Below are 16,825 nucleotides of genomic sequence, written 5' to 3' on the forward strand. Positions count from 1 at the left end.
GGGTCGCCGCCGAGAGTCGCGTCCACTGCCTCCTGCACCGAGCCGTCGCCGCCATCGGCGAGCGCGGCGGACACATCCGCCAGGGTCAAGCGCGGCTCGTTGCCGGCATAAAGCGCCAGAAGCTCCACCGCCTGACGCAGCGGGCCTTCCTCGCCGGCGATGTTGTCCGCGACCCAGGCGGCGGCATCGGCGTCGATGGCGATGTTGTGCGCCCGCAGGCGCGCGGTCACTGCCTGGGGCAGGCGCGTGCTGTCGATGGCGTAGCAGGCGATGGCGGCGGCGGCGGTGGATTTCTCGCAGGCTGCGCGCAGCTTCGATTTGCCGGTGAGCTCGCCCGCTTCCAGAATCACCAGCGCCTCCGGCGGGTTTTTGGCGAGCGTTTCAACCGCCTTGACCAGCGTCTCCTGCGCCTCGCGCACCCGCACCACGCGGCGGCCGCCGGTCAGCGCGGCGGCGGTGGCCTCGCCCAGCAGGGTTTGCCCATCGGGGCTGTGCAATTCGGCGAAACGGAACGGGTCGTGCATCGCGCCCTCGACCGACCGCGCCAAAGCGAGCCCGCGTTCCGCCACCAGCCCGGCATCCGGGCCGAACAGCAGGATGATCGGTGAAGAAGGCGACTTTAGAAACCCGTCGATCCGCCCGGCTTCGATCTTCATGCCGTCTCCTGAAGGAAGTTTAGTAAGAAAGAGGCCGCTTTTTGAAAAAAGCGGCGCAAAAACTTTCGTTTATGCTGGGCCTGAGACGTTGAAACAGCACGGACCAAACTGACAAAAAACTACTTTTTGTTCACAAAAAGTAGCCTTGCTGTTCTAAGAATTCGGATGGGTCTTGAAGTAAGCCGCGACCTGGGCGGTGATCTGCGCCGCCAGCTGGTTGGCGACCTGCTGCTGGACCGTGGTGGTTTCCAGCTGCAGCGCGAAATATTGCTCGTTGATGACGTTTAGCGCGTCCTGGGTGGTGACGGTGCCTTGCGCCAGCGGGCGGCCGGGTGCGCCGACCGGGGTCAGGGCCCAATGGGCGGTGCCGCTGAAGCGCTCGCGGGTGTAGGAGCTGTCCTGCTGTTCGGCAACGTTGGCGGCGCCAAGCCCATAGCTCACCGCCAGGCTGTAGATCTGCTCGGTTGGCGCGCCGTCGGCATGCAGTTGGGTTTCCAGGGCCAGGCGCAGCATCTGCCCGGTGCGCTCGGGGATATTCTGCACCTGGATCGTGTCGAGCTTGGCCGCGACGGTGCTATCGCCGCTCTGGCCGTAGAGCGGCGTGAAGCCGCACCCGCCGAGCGGCAGAAGGAGCAGAAGCGGTTTAAGCCTTGACCACAAAGTTCACGATCCTATCCGGCACATGGATGCGCTTCACAATGGTCACACCTTGCAGCGATGTCGAGACCGCCGCGGCGGCAAGGGCGATATTGGCCTCGGAATCGTTGCCGGCGGGCACAATGATGGTGCCGCGCAGCTTGCCGTTCACCTGCACGGCGAGCGTGACCTCGTCGACCTCCAGCAGCGCCTTGTCCGCCACCGGCCAGGATCTTTGCGCTACCAGCCCCGCGCCGGGATGGAGTCTGGCGAAAATCTCCTCGCCCAGATGCGGCATCATCGGCGCGACCAGGTGCGCGAGCGTGTCCATCGCCTCGAAGCGCGCCCAGAGCAGCGCTTCGTCCGCCGGCGTGGGGCCGGCCAGGGCGCCGGCGAGCTCATAGATGCGGGCGACGGCGACGTTGAAGGCGAACGTGTCGAGCGCCTCGGTCACCGCGGCGATGGCGCGGTGGGTGAGCTGGCGCAGCTTTTTGGCCTCGCCGGTGAAAGAAGCGGGTGCGGCGACGCGCGGCGCGGCGGCGATCACCCCGGCCAGCCGGTGCACGCGCTGCACAAAGCGGAACGCGCCTTGCGCGCCGGTCTCGGTCCATTCCACGTCGCGTTCCGGCGGGTTGTCGGAGAGCACGAACCAGCGCGCGGTATCGGCGCCGAAACGGTCGATGATCACGCCCGGATCTACCGTATTGCGCTTGGATTTCGACATTTTCTCGATGCGGCCGACGGTTACCGGCAGGCCGGTGGTCACATGCGTGGCGCTGCCGTCGGCGTCCTTCTGCACCTCTTCCGGGTACAGCCAGTTGCCTTCGGAATCCTTGTAGGATTCGTGGGTGACCATGCCTTGGGTGAACAGCCCGGCGAAAGGCTCCGTGACGTTCACATGGCCGGTCTTCTGCATCGCCTTGGTGAAGAAGCGGGCATAGAGCAAATGCAGGATCGCATGCTCGATGCCGCCGACATATTGGTCGACCGGCAGCCAGTGGTTGACCGCGGCAAGATCGGTCGGTGTTTGCGCATGCGGGGCGCAGAACCGGGCGAAATACCAGGAACTGTCGATGAACGTGTCGAACGTGTCGGTCTCGCGCGTGGCCGGCTTGCCGCAGGCGGGGCAGGCCACATGCTTCCAGGTCGGGTGATGGTCCAGCGGGTTGCCGGGGCGGTCGAAGGTCACGTCCTGGGGCAGCGTCACCGGCAGCTGGTCGGCCGGCACCGGCTGCGCGCCGCAATCCTCGCAGTGAATCACCGGGATCGGGCAGCCCCAATAACGCTGGCGGGAAATGCCCCAGTCGCGCAGGCGCCAGTTCACCACCGCTTTGCCGACGCCCATTTCCACCAGCCGGGCGATGGCGGCGGATTTCGCTTGCCTGGTCGCCAGCCCGTTGAGGAAGCCCGAGTTGACGATCACGCCGTCGCCATCGAACGCCTTGTCCTCGAGGGCGAAATCCGGCCCGGCATCCTTGGGCGCGACGACGATGGGAATGGGCAGCCCGTATTTGCGGGCGAACTCGAAGTCGCGCTGGTCGCCGCAGGGGCAGCCGAAAATCGCGCCGGTGCCGTATTCCATCAGCACGAAATTGGCGATCCACACCGGGAAGGCCTGGCCGTTGAACGGGTTGACCACGGAAACCCCGGTGAAGACCCCTTCCTTCTCGGCGGATTCGATCGCCGCTTCCGAGGTGCCGTGCGCGGCGCAGGCGCGGATGAAGGCGGCGGCCTCCTCGTTGTGCACCGCGACTGCCTGGGCGAGCGGGTGTTCCGGGGCGATGGCGAGGAACGACATGCCGAACAGCGTGTCCGGCCGCGTGGTGTACACGGTGACGCCATCCAGCCCGTCGACCGGCGCGGTCAGCGTAAAGGTGACTTCCGCGCCTTCCGAGCGGCCGATCCAGTTTTCCTGCATCAGTTTCACGCGCTCGGGCCAGCGCGGAAGGTCTTGCAGCCCGGCCAGAAGTTCCGGGGCGAAATCCGTGATTTTCAGGAACCATTGGGCGAGGAATTTCTTTTCGACCAGGGCACCGGAGAGCCAGCCGCGCCCGTCGATCACCTGCTCGTTGGCGAGCACGGTGTTGTCCACCGGGTCCCAGTTCACCGCGGAGGCGCGGCGCTCGACCAGCCCGGCCTTCCAGAAATCCAGGAAGATTTTCTGCTGCTGGCCGTAATATTCGGGATCGCAGGTGGCGAATTCTCGGGCCCAGTCGAGCGACAGGCCCATGCGCTTCAATTCGGCGCGCATCGCCGCGATGTTGGCATAGGTCCAGCTCGCGGGGTCAGTCTTGCGCTGGCGGGCGGCGTTTTCCGCCGGCAGGCCGAACGCGTCCCAGCCCATGGGATGCAGCACGTCGAAGCCCGTGGCCCGCTTATAGCGCGCCACCACGTCGCCCAGCGTGTAGTTGCGCACATGCCCCATATGGATTTTCCCCGAAGGGTACGGGAACATTTCAAGAACATAGTATTTCGGCCGGCCCGAATTCGGGACGTCCTCAGCCTTGAAACAGGCGGCTTGCTCCCACGCGGCCTGCCAATGCGGCTCGGCGGCGGCGAAATCGTAGCGGGCGTTATCTGCAGTGTCGGACATTGTTGCGTGTTTAATGAAGCCGCCGCGCGACGCCAAGGGCCCGGGGCGGCATGGCTGGGTTCGGAGCGCCAAGGCCGGTCCGAAGGTCCGCAATAGAAGGGGCCGCTTGATTTGCTTTCCCTATCCGTACAGTACTACCCAGACTCGGCCTTAGAAATAATTTCAGAAGGCTTATGACGCCGATGCCCGAACCGTCCATCGCCATCCTTTTGCCGTGCCATAATGAGGCGGTCACCATCGGGCAGGTGGTGCGCGCCTTCCGCGCCGCCCTGCCGCGCGCTGCCATCTATGTCTACGACAATAACTCGCGCGACCATACGGCCGAGATCGCACGCGCGGCCGGAGCGGTCGTCCGCAGCGAGATTTTGCAGGGCAAGGGCAGGGTGATGCGGCGGATGTTTCGCGACATTCAGGCCGATCTCTACGTGATCGCCGATGGCGACGACACGTATGACGCCGCGCTGGCGCCGGCGATGATCGCCCTGGCGCGCAGCGGGCCTTACGACCTCATCAATTGCGTCCGGCGGGACAGCGACGACGCGGCCTATCGCGGCGGGCACCGGCTCGGCAACCGGCTTCTTACCGGCGCGGTGCGGCTGATCTTCGGCGACCGCGTGGAGGATATGCTCTCGGGCTACAAGGTGCTCTCCCGCCGCTTCGTCAAATCCTTCCCCGTACTCTCGAACGGCTTCGATATCGAAACGGAACTCACCATTCACGCGCTCGAACTGGCGATGCCGGTGGCGCATTTGGGGGGCGAATATCGCGCGCGCCCGGCGGGCTCGGAGAGCAAGTTGCGAACCTACCGCGACGGTTTCCGCATCCTGGGCATGATCATCCGCCTGCTGCGGAGCGAGCGCCCTTTGGCCTTTTTCAGCACGCTCGCGCTGGTCGCCTTTGCATGCGCCGGGGTGCTGATCGAGCCGGTGATCAGAACTTATGCGGCGACCGGCCTCGTGCCGCGCCTGCCAACCGCCGTGCTGGCCACCGGCATCGTGATCGCCGGCGCGCTGAGTTTGACCACGGGTATCATCCTCGATACCGTGACGCGCGGCCGGCGGGAGATGCGGCTGCTCGCCTATCTGCAGCACGAAGCGCCGTCCGTCGCAGATATCGGTTCTGCGAGCCACCAGGCACGAAGTCTGCAGACAGCTTTGTAATCCTTGTTACGATCTCGGCTTCATTGCCAAACGCCGTAGCCTGCCCGGATACGAGATTGCCTGAGAACCACGTCACCTTTCGGGCCGTTAGCCCTGCTGTCGCTCAACCCGGAGACTTAGATGCTCCATTACACGATAGGAATATCGCGGCGCGCCATGCTGGCGTCCCTCTATCTCAGGGCGGCCATAACGCGGAGAAACTTTTGTCTGGCGGTCGCCTTCGCAGTCTACGGCCTGTGCGCGGTCGCCTTTCTGGCGATCAATATGCCGCCGTTTCAAAACCCCGATGAACCAGCTCACGCGTTGCGGGCGGACCAGATCAGCGAGGGCGGGCTTGTTGCGCAGCGCGTTACATCCGCGGGCCAGGCTTATGCGGGCGGCATGGCCGATCCGGCGATCGTCCAGGCCTTTGCGCCATACGATTCGTTGCGGTTTCATCCGGACATCAAGGTCACCCGCAACGATGGGCTGCCGATCGTGTCCTGGTCTGACAGACGGTCATTCGAGGCGTTCCCCAATACCGCCCTTTACCCGCCGCAATTCTATCTCCCGGCGGCCGCGGCGATATGGATCGGTCGGATTTCCGGCCTGGCTGTCACCCACACCCTGACATTGGCGCGCCTTATGACCGGCACGGCCGCTCTCATCGTCGGCACGATCGCCATCGCCTTTGCCGATGCGGCGGCACCCTGGATTTTCATGATTCTGACGCTGCCGATGTCGCTCTCCCTGATGGCGTCTGATTCCGAGGATGCTTTGCTGATCAGCTTCAGCGCGCTGGCCATGGCGCTGTATATCCAAACGTTTCGCACGCCGTCCGCCGATCGCCCAAAATTGCTGCTCACGCTTGGCGTCGTTCTCGGGCTGATCTTCATGGCGCGGCCACCGCTGGCCGGCGCGTTCGTGCTGCCCTTGACGATTGCCAACGCCAAATGGCGATGGCGCGTTGCGGCATCCGCCATTTGCGTCGTTCTGGTGCTGGGATGGTCCATCATTGTTTCCCGCACCAGCATGGTTAATTTTGGCACCGTGGTTGGCGCTGACCCCAGCCGCCAGATGGCCTTTATCCTCAGCCATCCTTTGGCGGCCCTTTCCGTATTGTACCACTCGATCTCCCAGCAGTTCCGAGGATTATTGGGAGAGTTCATCGGCAAGCTGGGTTGGCTCGATACGGTTTTGCCCATTTGGTACTACAAGGTTGCAACTTGCATGTTGCTGGTCGCGGCACTGGCCTCCATGTGTGGCTCCAAGGGGTGGAAAATCGGCGGGCTGGGCTACGCCCTTATCATTCTCGGGCTTGCCGTCTCGGTCTGTGGCATATTTATGATCGAGTATATGAGCTGGACGGCCCCAGGCGCCCCCCTCATTCAGGGTGTGCAGGGACGTTATTTTCTCACGATCGCGCTCACGGCCGCGGCCCTGTTGCCCGCCTTCGGCGCAGGCTGGACGCGCATCGGAAATTGCTTGACCGCGCTGGTCGCCATCTTCCCCGTCGTGAGCCTGGCGGTCGTCATGCATACGGTGATTTTGAGATATTATTTAAACTGACGGTTTGTCAGAAGAAGAAAGCAGGCGCTTTTTGAAAAAAGCGCCGCAAAAACTTTTTTTGACGCCGGGCCTGAGGCGTTGAAATGGCACGGGCCCGGGTTAAAAAAGTTTTTTGCTTCTTTTTTTCAAAAAAGAAGCGCTTTCTTTCTTAAATATCCGCATTCCCGCCGGACAATACGATCCCGACCGTCTTGCCTGCCGTGTCGATCTTTTCCGCCAGCAGCGCCGCCAGCGCCACGGCGCCGCCCGGCTCCACCACCAGCTTCAGATGCCGGGCAGCGAAAGCCTGCGCCGCGTGGACTTCCTCGTCCGTGACGGTCAGCCCGCCGGCGAGGTGCTTCTGGTTGATGGGGAAGGTCAGCGCGCCCGGCATCGGGGCCAGCAGCGCGTCGCACAATGTCGAGCCCTGCATGTCGTTGCGCTCGCGTTGGCCGCTGCGCAGGGAGCGGCCGGTATCGTCCCAGCCTTGCGGCTCCACGGCATAGATTTTCGTCGCAGGCGAAACGGCGGCAAGGCCCAGGGCGCAGCCGGCGATCAGCCCGCCACCGCCAGCGGGCACGAACAGGATATCGAGGGCGAGGCCCGCCTCCTTGGCGTCGGCGGCGAGTTCCAGGGCCAGCGTGCCCTGGCCGGCGATCACATCCGGGTGGTCGTAAGGCGGGACCAAAGTCGCGCCCGTTTCCGCCTGGATTTTCCGACCGATGGCTTCGCGGTCGTCGCGCAGCCGGTCATAGGTCACGATGTTGGCGCCCCAGGCGGCAGTGGCGTCGCGTTTGATGGCAGGAGCGTCGGCCGGCATGACGATGGTGGCCGTGGCGCCCAGCGCGGCGGCGGCACAGGCGATGGCCTGGCCGTGATTGCCCGAGGAGTAAGTCACGATGCCGGCCGCGCGCTGTTCCGGCGTGAGGCGCAGCAGCGCGTTGGTGGCGCCGCGCAGCTTGAAGCTGCCGGTGCGCTGCAGGACTTCGGGCTTGACCAGAATGGTGGCGCCGGTCGCGCGGTCCAGCGCGGTGTTGCGCAGCATCGGCGTGCGCACGACATGCCCCGCGATGCGCGCGGCGGCGAGCAGGGTATCGGTCGGCACGGGCGGGGTGAAGTCCATGGTCATTAGCGGCACCTTTCTTGGGTAGAGAGAAAGCAGCCGCTTTTTGAAAAAAGCGGCACCAAAAACTTTTGTTTACGCTGGGCCATGGGCGTTGGCGGCGACGCAGCCACAGGCCCAGCATAATCAAAGTTTTTTTGCTACTTTTTGTTCACAAAAAGTAGTCCTTCCTTGCCTTCCTTTTACCCCTCACGGCCGGGGCAACAGAACGCCTGAAGCCGGCGCGGTAAAGCGGCAAAGCCGGTAGGTCTGGATCGGCTGTCCGTCCCTGCTGCGCGTCACGGTGGCGATTTCCGCGGCGCAAGGCGTGCCGTCGCGGCGGGTCACCAGAATGCCGGTCCGGTTTTCCAGGCCAGCCCGGGGAAAGCCGAAATAATGCCAGCGCGCGTCGAACCCGGCTACCGGGATGGTTTTTGGCGCGTAGTAAGCGAGAACGGCGGCGGTGGCGTAATCGTCCGAGGTGAGGAAGGAAGGGTGCCGCGCCGCCGCCTGGGAAGCGAACTGGGCGAAGCCGCGCATCTGCAGAGCGGTTGGATCGGCGCCGGCCCGCAGCGGAAAGGGTGCTGCCAGCGTCTGGGCATAGACGATGGCGGTGAGCGCGAAGCCGAGCCCGAGCGCCGGCGCCAGCCAGCGGCGCAGATCCGCCATGGGGAGCGCGGCGGCGGCCAGGCAGGCGGAGGGGTAGATGATCGCCGCCCAATTCGGCTGCACCCGGCCGGAGATGACATGCTCGAGAAACACCACGCCCGGCACCACGGTCAGCCAGACCAGCAGATGCGCGGCGGCGGAGGGTGAGCGGCCGAGCCGCCAGGTGCCCAGGGCGGCAAGGCCGAATATGATCGGGGTGAACAGGGCAATCTGCCCGCCGATGAGTTCGCCGAGGAATTGCAGCGCGCGGGCAGGCTGGAAATGAGCGACGCGGCCGCCCTGCTTCAGATAGCTCGCCCAGCCATGGACGCCGTTCCACCACAAATTCGGCGCGAAGATCACCAGCGCGATCACGATGGCGGCCCACGGCCATGGGGTGAGCAGCCGGGCGCGGCCCTTGGCGTCGGAGATCATCCAGATGAAGACGGCGGCGATGAACAAGGCGGCGGTGTATTTGGAAGAGAGCGCAAGCCCCGCCACCACGCCGACCGCCAGCCACCAGCGCGGGTTCTCATGTTCGAGCAGCCGGGCGAGGGCGGCGATCCCGGCGGTCCAGAAAAAGATCAACGGCGTGTCCGGCGTCATGATGATGGAACCGGCGCCGATCATCAGCGTCACGTTCAGCATGGCGGCGGCCATCAGCCCGGCCTGGCGGTGCGGAAACATGCGCTCGCCCGCATCCATCAGCAGCAGGGTGCCGAGTGCTGCGGAAACCGGCCCGAGCAGGCGGATGCCAAGCGGGTTGTGCCCCAGCAGTGCCGTGCCGATGCGCATCCATACCGCCACCATCGAGGGGGCATCGTAATAGCCGGCCTGCAGATGCTGCGACCAAAGGAAATAGTAGGTCTCGTCCGGGGTCAGCGGCATCGTCGCGGCGAGGATGAGGCGGAGAACGGTAAGTGCCGCCAGGGCGCCGAGGGCGAGCCGCATCAGGGCGATACCGCGATCATGCGCTAGCGGACGCGCCAGACCAGCGTGGCGGAGACCGCGTAATTCCACACCACGCCGATGGCCGCCCCCGCGGCGCTGGCGAGCAGCCCGCTTTCATTCTCTGCATAAAGCGCGCGGGCGATGCCGATATTGGCGACCGCCCCCAGCCCGCAAACCAGAAGGAAGATCACGAGCCCGCGCCAGGCGCGCGGCCCTTTGAGCCGCTGCGCGCGGTAGGTGAGCTGGTTGTTGAGCTGGAAATTGGCGATCATGGCCACGATCGTGCCCAGCGTCTGCGCCTTGCCGAAGCTCAGGCCCCCATGGCGCGCCAGCTCCAGGATCACAACATTGACCAGCACGCCGAAACCGCCGACCAGCGCGAAGCTGATGAAGCGCAGCGGCACCGTGCCGCGCAGTATTTTGTCGATCAGCAGCCCGGCGAACTGCACCAGCACCAGCGCGTCCAGCTTGCTTTCCCCGGCGGCGCGCGGGCGGAATTTGTAAGGCACCTCGACGATGGCGAGGCGGCGCGGGCTGGCCAGCATCAGGTCGAGCAGGATCTTGAAGCCCTGGCCGGTGAGCCGGCTCGCGAGCTGCTCGAACAAGGAGCGGCGGAGCAGGAAAAACCCGCTCATCGGGTCGTGCACCGGCGCCTTGGCCAGCAATTGCGCGAGGCGGATGCCGGCATCGGAGAGCTTCACCCGCATCGGCGACGCGAGGCCGGTGGCATCGCCGCCCTCGACATGGCGCGAGCCGATGGCGAGGTCGGCGCCGCCCGCCACGGCTTGCAGCATCGCCGGCAGCCTGGTCTCGTCATGCTGCATGTCGCCGTCGATCACCGCGACATAGTCGGCGGAGGAAGACAGCGCCCCCTCGATCACCGCCGAGGACAAACCGCGCCGGCCGACGCGGCGGATGCAGCGCACCCGGCGGTCTTTGGCTGCCAGCGCCCGTGCCTGCTGCGCGGTACCGTCCGGGCTGTCGTCATCGACGAAGACGACTTCCCATTCCAGGCCTTTGAGCGCGGCGTCGAGCGCCGCGACCATGGGGGCGATATTGGCGCGCTCGTTGTAACACGGCACGATCACGGAAAGGCTCATGCCGGGGGTACTACGGGCGTCGCGGGCAGAGGATCAAAGGGCTTCGAGCACCGCCTCGGCGCGGCTGACGTCGAAGCCGCCGGGTTCCTCGACGGCGAGATGGGTGACGACGCCGTCCACGGCGACCAGGGCGAAGCGCTGGCTACGGATGCCGAGGCCGCGCGCCACGAGGTCGAGCTCCAGGCCGAGCGCCTTGGTGAACGCGCCGGACCCGTCGGCCAGCATGACGATGCTGTCCCCGGTCTTCTGGTCCTTGGCCCAGGCGCCCATGACGAAGGCGTCATTCACGGCCATGCAGACGATGCGGTCCACGCCCTTGGCCTTGAATTCGGCCATATGCTGCACGAAGCCCGGCACGTGCTTGGCGCTGCAGGTCGGGGTGAAGGCGCCTGGAACCGCGAACAGCACCACCTTGCCAGGGCCGAACAATTCCGCCGTGTCGGCCTCGCGCGGGCCTTCAGCCGTGGCGACCATCAGTTTCATGGCCGGAATCTTATCGCCTAACTTGATCATGGAATCTGCCTCTGTTCCCTTGGAGTGCCCCTAACTATCCGATGCGTCGGACGACGTGAAGAGCCGGCCTCAGGCCCGGGGGCTGGTGGGAAGGCGGCGTCGTAAATATATATATAAACGCAATGACTAAAACCGACACCATCGTAACCCGCGAGCCGAGCTGGCTGACCGGGCAGATACTCATCGCGATGCCGACGCTGCAGGACCCGCGTTTCACGCAGACGGTGATTTTCATCTGCGCGCATACCGAGGAAGGGGCGATGGGCGTGGTGCTGAACCGGCCGCTGCGGCGCGTGAAATTCGGCGATCTTCTGGGGCAGCTGGGGATCGAGCCCAACCCGCCGCAGCGGGAAATGCGGCTGGGCACGGGCGGCCCGGTCGATGATAATCGCGGCTTTGTGCTGCACTCGGCGGATTGGACCGGGGAAGGCAGCCTGCGGGTGAGCGAGCAATACACGCTGACGGCGAACCAGGAAGTGCTGCAGGTGGTCGCCGCGGGCGGCGGCCCGGCGCGGGGGTTGCTGGTGCTGGGCTATGCCGGCTGGGATGCCGGGCAGCTCGACGAGGAAATTCGCCAGAATGCCTGGCTCAGCGTGCCGGCGGACGAGGCCATCGTGTACGACGAGGATTGCACGACGAAATGGGCGCGGGCGCTGGCCAAGCTGAAAATCGACCCCGGCATGCTCTCCGGCACGGCGGGCCGGGCGTGAAGCGCATCCTCATCGCCACCCACAATCCGGGCAAGCTTAAGGAATTCGCCGTGCTGCTGGCGCCGCTGGGGGTCGAGGCAATTTCCGCCGGGCAGCTTGGCCTGCCCGAGCCGGAAGAAACCGGCGCCAGCTTTGCCGCCAATGCGCGGATCAAGGCGCTGCACGCGATGCGCGCCTCCGGGCAGATGGCCCTGGCCGACGATTCCGGCCTTTGCGTCGCGGCACTGAACGGCGCGCCGGGGATTTTGTCCTCCCGCTACGGGGCGGGGGACTATCCGGCCGCGTTCCAGCGCATCATCGCCGCCGCCCAGGCCGCCAATGAATGGCGCGCGCGGTTCGTGTGCGCGCTGTGCCTGGCGCACCCGGACGGCACCACGGCAACCTATATCGGCCAGTCGGATGGGGTGATCGCGCCGGCGCCGTCAGGCGGGGCCGGGTTCGGCTACGACCCGATCTTCATCCCGTTCGGCCACGACAAAACCTATGCCGAACTTGGCGCGGCGGTGAAAGACCAGATCAGCCACCGCGCCCGCGCGTTCGCCCAGCTGGCGGCGCGGCTGCAAGGCAAGTAAGCGCTACTTTTTGTGAACAAAAAGTAGCAAAAAAACTTTGTTATGCTGGGGCATGGGCTTCGTCGGGGACAACGCCCATGCCCCAGCATAATAAAAATTTTTGCGCCGCTTTTTTTAAAAAGCGGCCGCTTCCTTACTTGCCTTACCCTGAAATGGCGTCGCGCACGATTGCCGAGTCCAGCACCTGCGGTAGGATTTTCGGCGCGCCGCCATTGGCCGGGTAAAACAGATAGAGCGGCACGCCGTCGCGGTTATTGGCGGTGAGCAGGGCGCTGATTTCCGGGTTGCGGTTGGTCCAGTCGCCGACCAGCAGCTGCACGTGGTGGGCGGCGAAGGCCGCTTGTGTGGCCGGGGTGGAGAGGGTGGTCGCCTCGTTGACCAGGCAGGTGACGCACCAGGCGGCGGTGAGATCGACGAAGACCGGCTGGTGCGCGGCGCGCAGTGCGGCAAGCTGCGCAGCGGAATAGGGCTCGGAATTGGGCAAAGAGAGGGGCGTCGCGCTGCTCGCGCTATGGAGCAGCGGCAGCAGCAGCAGGCTGACGAGTGCCAGAGGCCGCAGGCGCCGCATGGTCAGGGACAGGAGCAGAATGACCGTGCCGCCGGCGAGCACGGTCAGGCCGCGGGGCCCGGCCTGGTGCGAGAGCACCCAGGCGAGCCAGAGAAAAGTGGCGGCCATCGGCACGGCGAGGGCGCGTTGCAGCCAGGGCATCCAGGCGCCGGGCCGCGGCACGAAGCCGGCGAGGCGCGGCGCCAACGCCAGGAGCAGGAACGGCAGCGCCAGGCCAAGGCCGAGGGCGCCAAAAATGCCCAGCGCGTAGGGCAAGGGCGCGACCAGCGCGGCCGCCATCGCGCCGCCCATGAAGGGCGCGGTACAGGGGGTGGCGACCACCACCGCCAGCACGCCGGTGAGAAAACTATGCTGCGCGGGAATGCGCCCCAGCGCCGCCGGAGCGGAGAGTTCAAACAGCCCGGCGAGGTTGAGTGCGGCGGCGAAAATCACCCAGGCGATCAAGGCGACGAACACCGGCGACTGGAACTGGAACCCCCAGCCCACGGAAGCCCCGAGCGCCCGCAGGCCCAGTATGGTGCCCCCCAGCAGCAGCATCGCCGCCACCACGCCGCCGCTGTAGCCCAGCGCTTCATGGCGGATCTTCTGCGCCGCCGCGCCGCCGAGCCGGGTGAGGGCGAGCGCCTTCATGGCCAGGATCGGGAACACGCAGGGCATCAAATTGAGGATCAGCCCACCGAGCAGCGCCAGCAGCAAATAAGGCGGCTGCGCCGGGTCTGGCCCTGGTCTGGCGGTGAGGTCGAGCGCCTGCATGTTCCCGGCGCGGTCGGTCAGCTCCAGCACGCCGGACAGGGAGGCATGTTGCGGTTGCAAAAGCTTGAGCTTCAGCCGCAGCCCGTCGCCGGTGAAGGCGAGTCTTTGCGGCGCGATGTTCACCAGAAGATTCGGCGTGGTGGGAAAAAACCGGGCTTGCGAGACCTGCGTCGCGGTGGGGCCGCTCACGCTCAGCGTGCCGTTCGGAGAGATCTGTGCCGCGAAGGGCGAGGGGGCGATCTGCGGCGGCAGGAATTCGGCCGCCTCGGCGGAGGGGCCGCCGGTGAGCGGCAGGGAGAAACTGGTTTGCTCCGGCACGCAGATATCCGAGCAGACCAGCCAGTGCGCCTCGGCCTGGACGCTGCTTCCGACATGTTGGGCGGTGAAGGGGAGCAGCACGTTGCCGGAGAGCACATAGGCGGCGACCGGTCCTTGCAGGAGCAAAGCGGGCGGTGGGAAGCGCAAGGGGCCGAAAATCGTCGGGGCCTGCGGGGTCAGCGCCGGCGCGAAACCGGCATCGCCGGGGTTGGACCAGTAAATGTGCCACCCCGGTTTTAAGGAAAATTTCAACCCGAGCGTTAGGGTCCCGTCAGTGGCCGCATTCTCCTTGGAAATGAGCTGCACACTGTCGCGCGGAGTTGAAAAAACCGCGCTGGTGGCGGCTTGTGCGAAATTCGGCAGCAGGCAGAGCAGGGCCAAAATCAGAAAACGCATGGCGGGAATATCGCATGGTCCGCGCCGTAATGGTATCCGGACGCGATGACTGAAAGGCTCGCTTTCCCTGATTTGCCGGTCTCCGAAATGCTGCCGGCGCTGCTCGACCGGCTGCGTCCCGAGGGCCGCAATGCCGTGCTGGTCGCCCCGCCCGGTGCGGGCAAAACCACTGCCGTGCCGCTGGCCCTGATGCAGGCGGGCATCGGCAAGATCCTGCTCCTGGAACCGCGGCGGCTGGCGGCGCGGGCGGCAGCGATGCGCATGGCCGACCTGTTGGGCGAGGCGGTCGGCGGGCGCGTCGGCTTCCGCACGCGGCTGGAGCGCGCGGTGTCCGACCGCACGGTGATTGAAGTGATCACCGAAGGGCTGCTGACCAGCCGGCTGCTGGCCGATCCGGGCCTCACCGGCGTTGGCTGCGTGATTTTCGATGAGGTGCATGAGCGCGCGCAGGAGGCGGATCTGGCGCTGGCGCTGACCTTGGATCTGCAGCGCGGTTTGCGCCCGGAATTGCGCATCCTGGCGATGTCCGCCACGGCGGAAACGCAGAAACTCACGGAATTGCTGAATGCCCCGGTGATCGAGAGCGACGGCAAGATGTTTCCGGTGGAAGTGCATCACGCCAGGCGGGACATCCCGACGGCGCGCGAATTGCCGGAGGAAACGGCCCGGGCGGTGCGCGCGGCGCTGGTGGCGCATCCGGGCGATATTCTGGTGTTTCTCCCCGGCATGGCGGAAATCCGCCGCACCCAGGCGACGCTGGACAATTGCCCGGCGCTGGTGCTGCCGCTGCATGGTGATCTGCCGGTGGCGGCGCAGGACCTGGCGCTGCGTCAGCATGAGCAGCGGCGCGTGGTGCTGGCCACCTCGATCGCGGAAACCTCGCTCACCGTGCCGGGCGTGCGCATCGTCATCGATGGCGGGTTCCGCCGCGCGCCGAAGCTCGATGGCGCCAGCGGGCTCACCCGGCTTGCCACGTTGCGCATCAGCCGGGCGGCAGCGACGCAACGCTCCGGCCGCGCCGGGCGGCAGGGGCCGGGCGTGGCGATCCGGCTTTGGACCGAGGCGCTGCATCGCGGCCTCGCTCTGTTCGAGACGCCGGAGATCCTCGAGGCCGAACTCTCCGGCCTGGTGCTGGCCTGCGCCGCCTGGGGCGAGGCGGTGGAGACCCTGCCCTTCATCGACCCGCCGCCGGTTGGCGCGGTCAAGGGCGCGAGAACCCTGCTCACCGATCTCGGCGCGCTGGACGAAAGCGGGCGGCTGACCCCACTGGGCCGTGAAATGGCGCGGCTGCGCGCCACGCCGCGCCTGGCGGCGATGATGCTGGCGAGCGACAAAAAGCCGGAGCGCGCCTTGGCCGCGGATATCGCCGCGATCCTCGAGGAGCGCGACCCGCTCGGCCGCGACGCCTCGGCGGATTTTTTGCTGCGGCTGGACGCGCTGGCGGGGAAGATCGAAGGCGACCGCGCGGGGCTTTCCCGCATCCGCCAGGGCGCGAAGATTTATCGCAACCGTTTGGGCGTGGGGTCCGTCCCGGCCTCGGGCGACCCGGGCGCATTGCTGGCGGCGGCCTTCCCGGACCGGATCGGCCAGGCGCGCGGCGAGCCGGGGTCCTACCGCTTGTCGGGCGGCGGCAGCGGCGCGCTCAGCCCCACCGATCCGCTTCGCCGGAGCCGCCTGATCGCCGTGGCGGCGCTGGAGGCCAAAGGCAACCGCATCCGCCTCGCCGCCCCGCTGGATGCCGAGGCGTTGCCGCCGGTCCTGGCGGCGCGCTGCGCCATCGCGCGCGAGTCAGGCTTCGATCCCGGCACCGGGGGCGTGCTGGTGCGCGAGCGCATGCGGCTCGGCGCGCTGGTGCTGGCCGACCGCACCTTCCCGGCCGATGCGCTGGACGCTCCGGCGGCTTTGGCCAAAGCCCTCGCCACCCGCCTCGACCAGCTCGACTGGACCGAAACGGTGCAGAATCTGCAGGCGCGGGTGGCGGTGATGCGCCGCATCGACACCACCTATCCCGACCTCGCGAAAGAGGCGCTCGCGGCGGGGACGGAAGAGTGGCTGGCGCCGTATCTCGCCGGGATGACCAATCTGCGCGAGGCCAGAGCCGTCGATCTCTACCCGATCCTGCGTGCTTTGATGACGCATGAGCAGGCCGTGCGGCTGGATAAGGAACTGCCGGTGGAGCTGCGCCTGCCGAAGGGGACGATCCACATCGATTATACCGGGCCGGTCCCGGTGGCCTCGGCCCGCGCCCAGGCGTTTTACGGCGTCGATGCCACGCCGACGCTGGCGGGGGGCAGAATTCCGCTGCAACTGGCGCTGCTCTCGCCGGCCGGGCGGCCGGTGGCCATCACCGCGGACCTCGCCGGCTTCTGGCGCGGCGGCTGGGCCGACGCGCGGCGCGACATGCGCGGCCGCTATCCGAAGCATGATTGGCCCGAGGAGCCATGGCGCGGTTAGGAAGGAAGGCTACTTTTTGTGAACAAAAAGTAGCAAAAAAACTTTGTTACTCTGGGCCCGTGCCGGTTCAACGCCTCAGACTCAGCATAAATAAAAGTTTTTGCGGCGCTTTTTTCAAAAAGCGCCCACTTCCTTGCCTGCGCTTGATCCGCCCCTGCACAGAGATTA

Annotated in this window: 13 protein-coding genes; 5 read left to right on the plus strand and 8 right to left on the minus strand. The window is 66.2% G+C overall.

What is annotated here, in order from left to right:
- The 3 genes from holA to leuS all read right to left on the minus strand — a co-directional run.
- On the minus strand, positions 1-656 hold a 656-nt coding region (gene holA, locus VNC39_RS08100), incomplete at its 3' end, for a DNA polymerase III subunit delta (protein ID WP_325397979.1).
- 153 nt (positions 657-809) lie between these two features.
- Positions 810-1,316: a hypothetical protein gene (locus tag VNC39_RS08105; RefSeq protein ID WP_325397981.1), complete on the minus strand. Its 507-nt coding sequence runs from the start codon at positions 1,314-1,316 to the stop codon at positions 810-812.
- Positions 1,300-3,885 (minus strand): leucine--tRNA ligase, encoded by a 2,586-nt coding sequence (gene leuS, locus VNC39_RS08110; protein WP_325397983.1) that lies wholly within the window; start codon positions 3,883-3,885, stop codon positions 1,300-1,302. Before leuS ends, VNC39_RS08105 begins: the two co-directional genes overlap by 17 nt.
- Positions 3,886-4,067: 182 nt before the next feature.
- Between leuS and VNC39_RS08115 the strand changes: the two genes are divergently transcribed.
- Both VNC39_RS08115 and VNC39_RS08120 read left to right on the plus strand, forming a co-directional pair.
- The gene (locus tag VNC39_RS08115; RefSeq protein ID WP_408840394.1) at positions 4,068-5,045 is read left to right on the plus strand and encodes a glycosyltransferase family 2 protein; all 978 of its coding nucleotides are present in this window, start codon (positions 4,068-4,070) and stop codon (positions 5,043-5,045) included.
- 156 nt (positions 5,046-5,201) lie between these two features.
- A complete protein-coding gene (locus VNC39_RS08120) occupies positions 5,202-6,593 on the plus strand; it encodes a DUF2142 domain-containing protein (RefSeq protein WP_325398166.1) in 1,392 nt (463 codons plus the stop codon).
- Between the two features lie 148 nt (positions 6,594-6,741).
- Here the strand turns inward: VNC39_RS08120 and VNC39_RS08125 are convergent, their stop codons facing one another.
- From VNC39_RS08125 to VNC39_RS08140, 4 genes are all read right to left on the minus strand, one after another.
- Positions 6,742-7,701: a threonine ammonia-lyase gene (locus VNC39_RS08125; protein ID WP_408840396.1), complete on the minus strand. Its 960-nt coding sequence runs from the start codon at positions 7,699-7,701 to the stop codon at positions 6,742-6,744.
- A gap of 183 nt (positions 7,702-7,884) precedes the next feature.
- Positions 7,885-9,273 carry a glycosyltransferase family 39 protein gene (locus VNC39_RS08130; RefSeq protein ID WP_325397987.1) on the minus strand — a complete coding sequence of 463 codons (1,389 nt, stop codon included), beginning with the start codon at positions 9,271-9,273 and terminating at the stop codon, positions 7,885-7,887.
- Positions 9,274-9,296: 23 nt separating this feature from the next.
- On the minus strand, positions 9,297-10,373 hold the full coding sequence (locus tag VNC39_RS08135) for a glycosyltransferase family 2 protein (protein WP_325397989.1): 1,077 nt from the start codon (positions 10,371-10,373) through the stop codon (positions 9,297-9,299).
- 33 nt (positions 10,374-10,406) lie between these two features.
- Positions 10,407-10,886, minus strand: coding sequence for a peroxiredoxin (locus tag VNC39_RS08140; RefSeq protein ID WP_325397991.1), 480 nt, complete (start codon positions 10,884-10,886; stop codon positions 10,407-10,409).
- 122 nt (positions 10,887-11,008) lie between these two features.
- Here VNC39_RS08140 and VNC39_RS08145 point away from each other — a divergent pair, with 122 nt between their 5' ends.
- Positions 11,009-11,596 (plus strand): YqgE/AlgH family protein, encoded by a 588-nt coding sequence (locus VNC39_RS08145; RefSeq protein WP_325397993.1) that lies wholly within the window; start codon positions 11,009-11,011, stop codon positions 11,594-11,596.
- Positions 11,593-12,168: an RdgB/HAM1 family non-canonical purine NTP pyrophosphatase gene (gene rdgB, locus VNC39_RS08150; protein ID WP_325397995.1), complete on the plus strand. Its 576-nt coding sequence runs from the start codon at positions 11,593-11,595 to the stop codon at positions 12,166-12,168. The genes VNC39_RS08145 and rdgB overlap by 4 nt, the downstream gene beginning before the upstream one ends.
- Positions 12,169-12,310: 142 nt before the next feature.
- Here the strand turns inward: rdgB and VNC39_RS08155 are convergent, their stop codons facing one another.
- On the minus strand, positions 12,311-14,203 hold the full coding sequence (locus VNC39_RS08155) for a protein-disulfide reductase DsbD family protein (RefSeq protein WP_325397997.1): 1,893 nt from the start codon (positions 14,201-14,203) through the stop codon (positions 12,311-12,313).
- A gap of 45 nt (positions 14,204-14,248) precedes the next feature.
- On the opposite strand from VNC39_RS08155, the gene hrpB reads away from it, so the two are divergent.
- Positions 14,249-16,657, plus strand: coding sequence for an ATP-dependent helicase HrpB (gene hrpB / locus VNC39_RS08160; protein ID WP_325397999.1), 2,409 nt, complete (start codon positions 14,249-14,251; stop codon positions 16,655-16,657).
- Positions 16,658-16,825 lie beyond the last annotated feature (168 nt).

It is taken from the genome of Acidocella sp. (assembly GCF_035535915.1).
In the GTDB taxonomy this organism is placed as follows: Bacteria; Pseudomonadota; Alphaproteobacteria; order Acetobacterales; family Acetobacteraceae; genus Acidocella.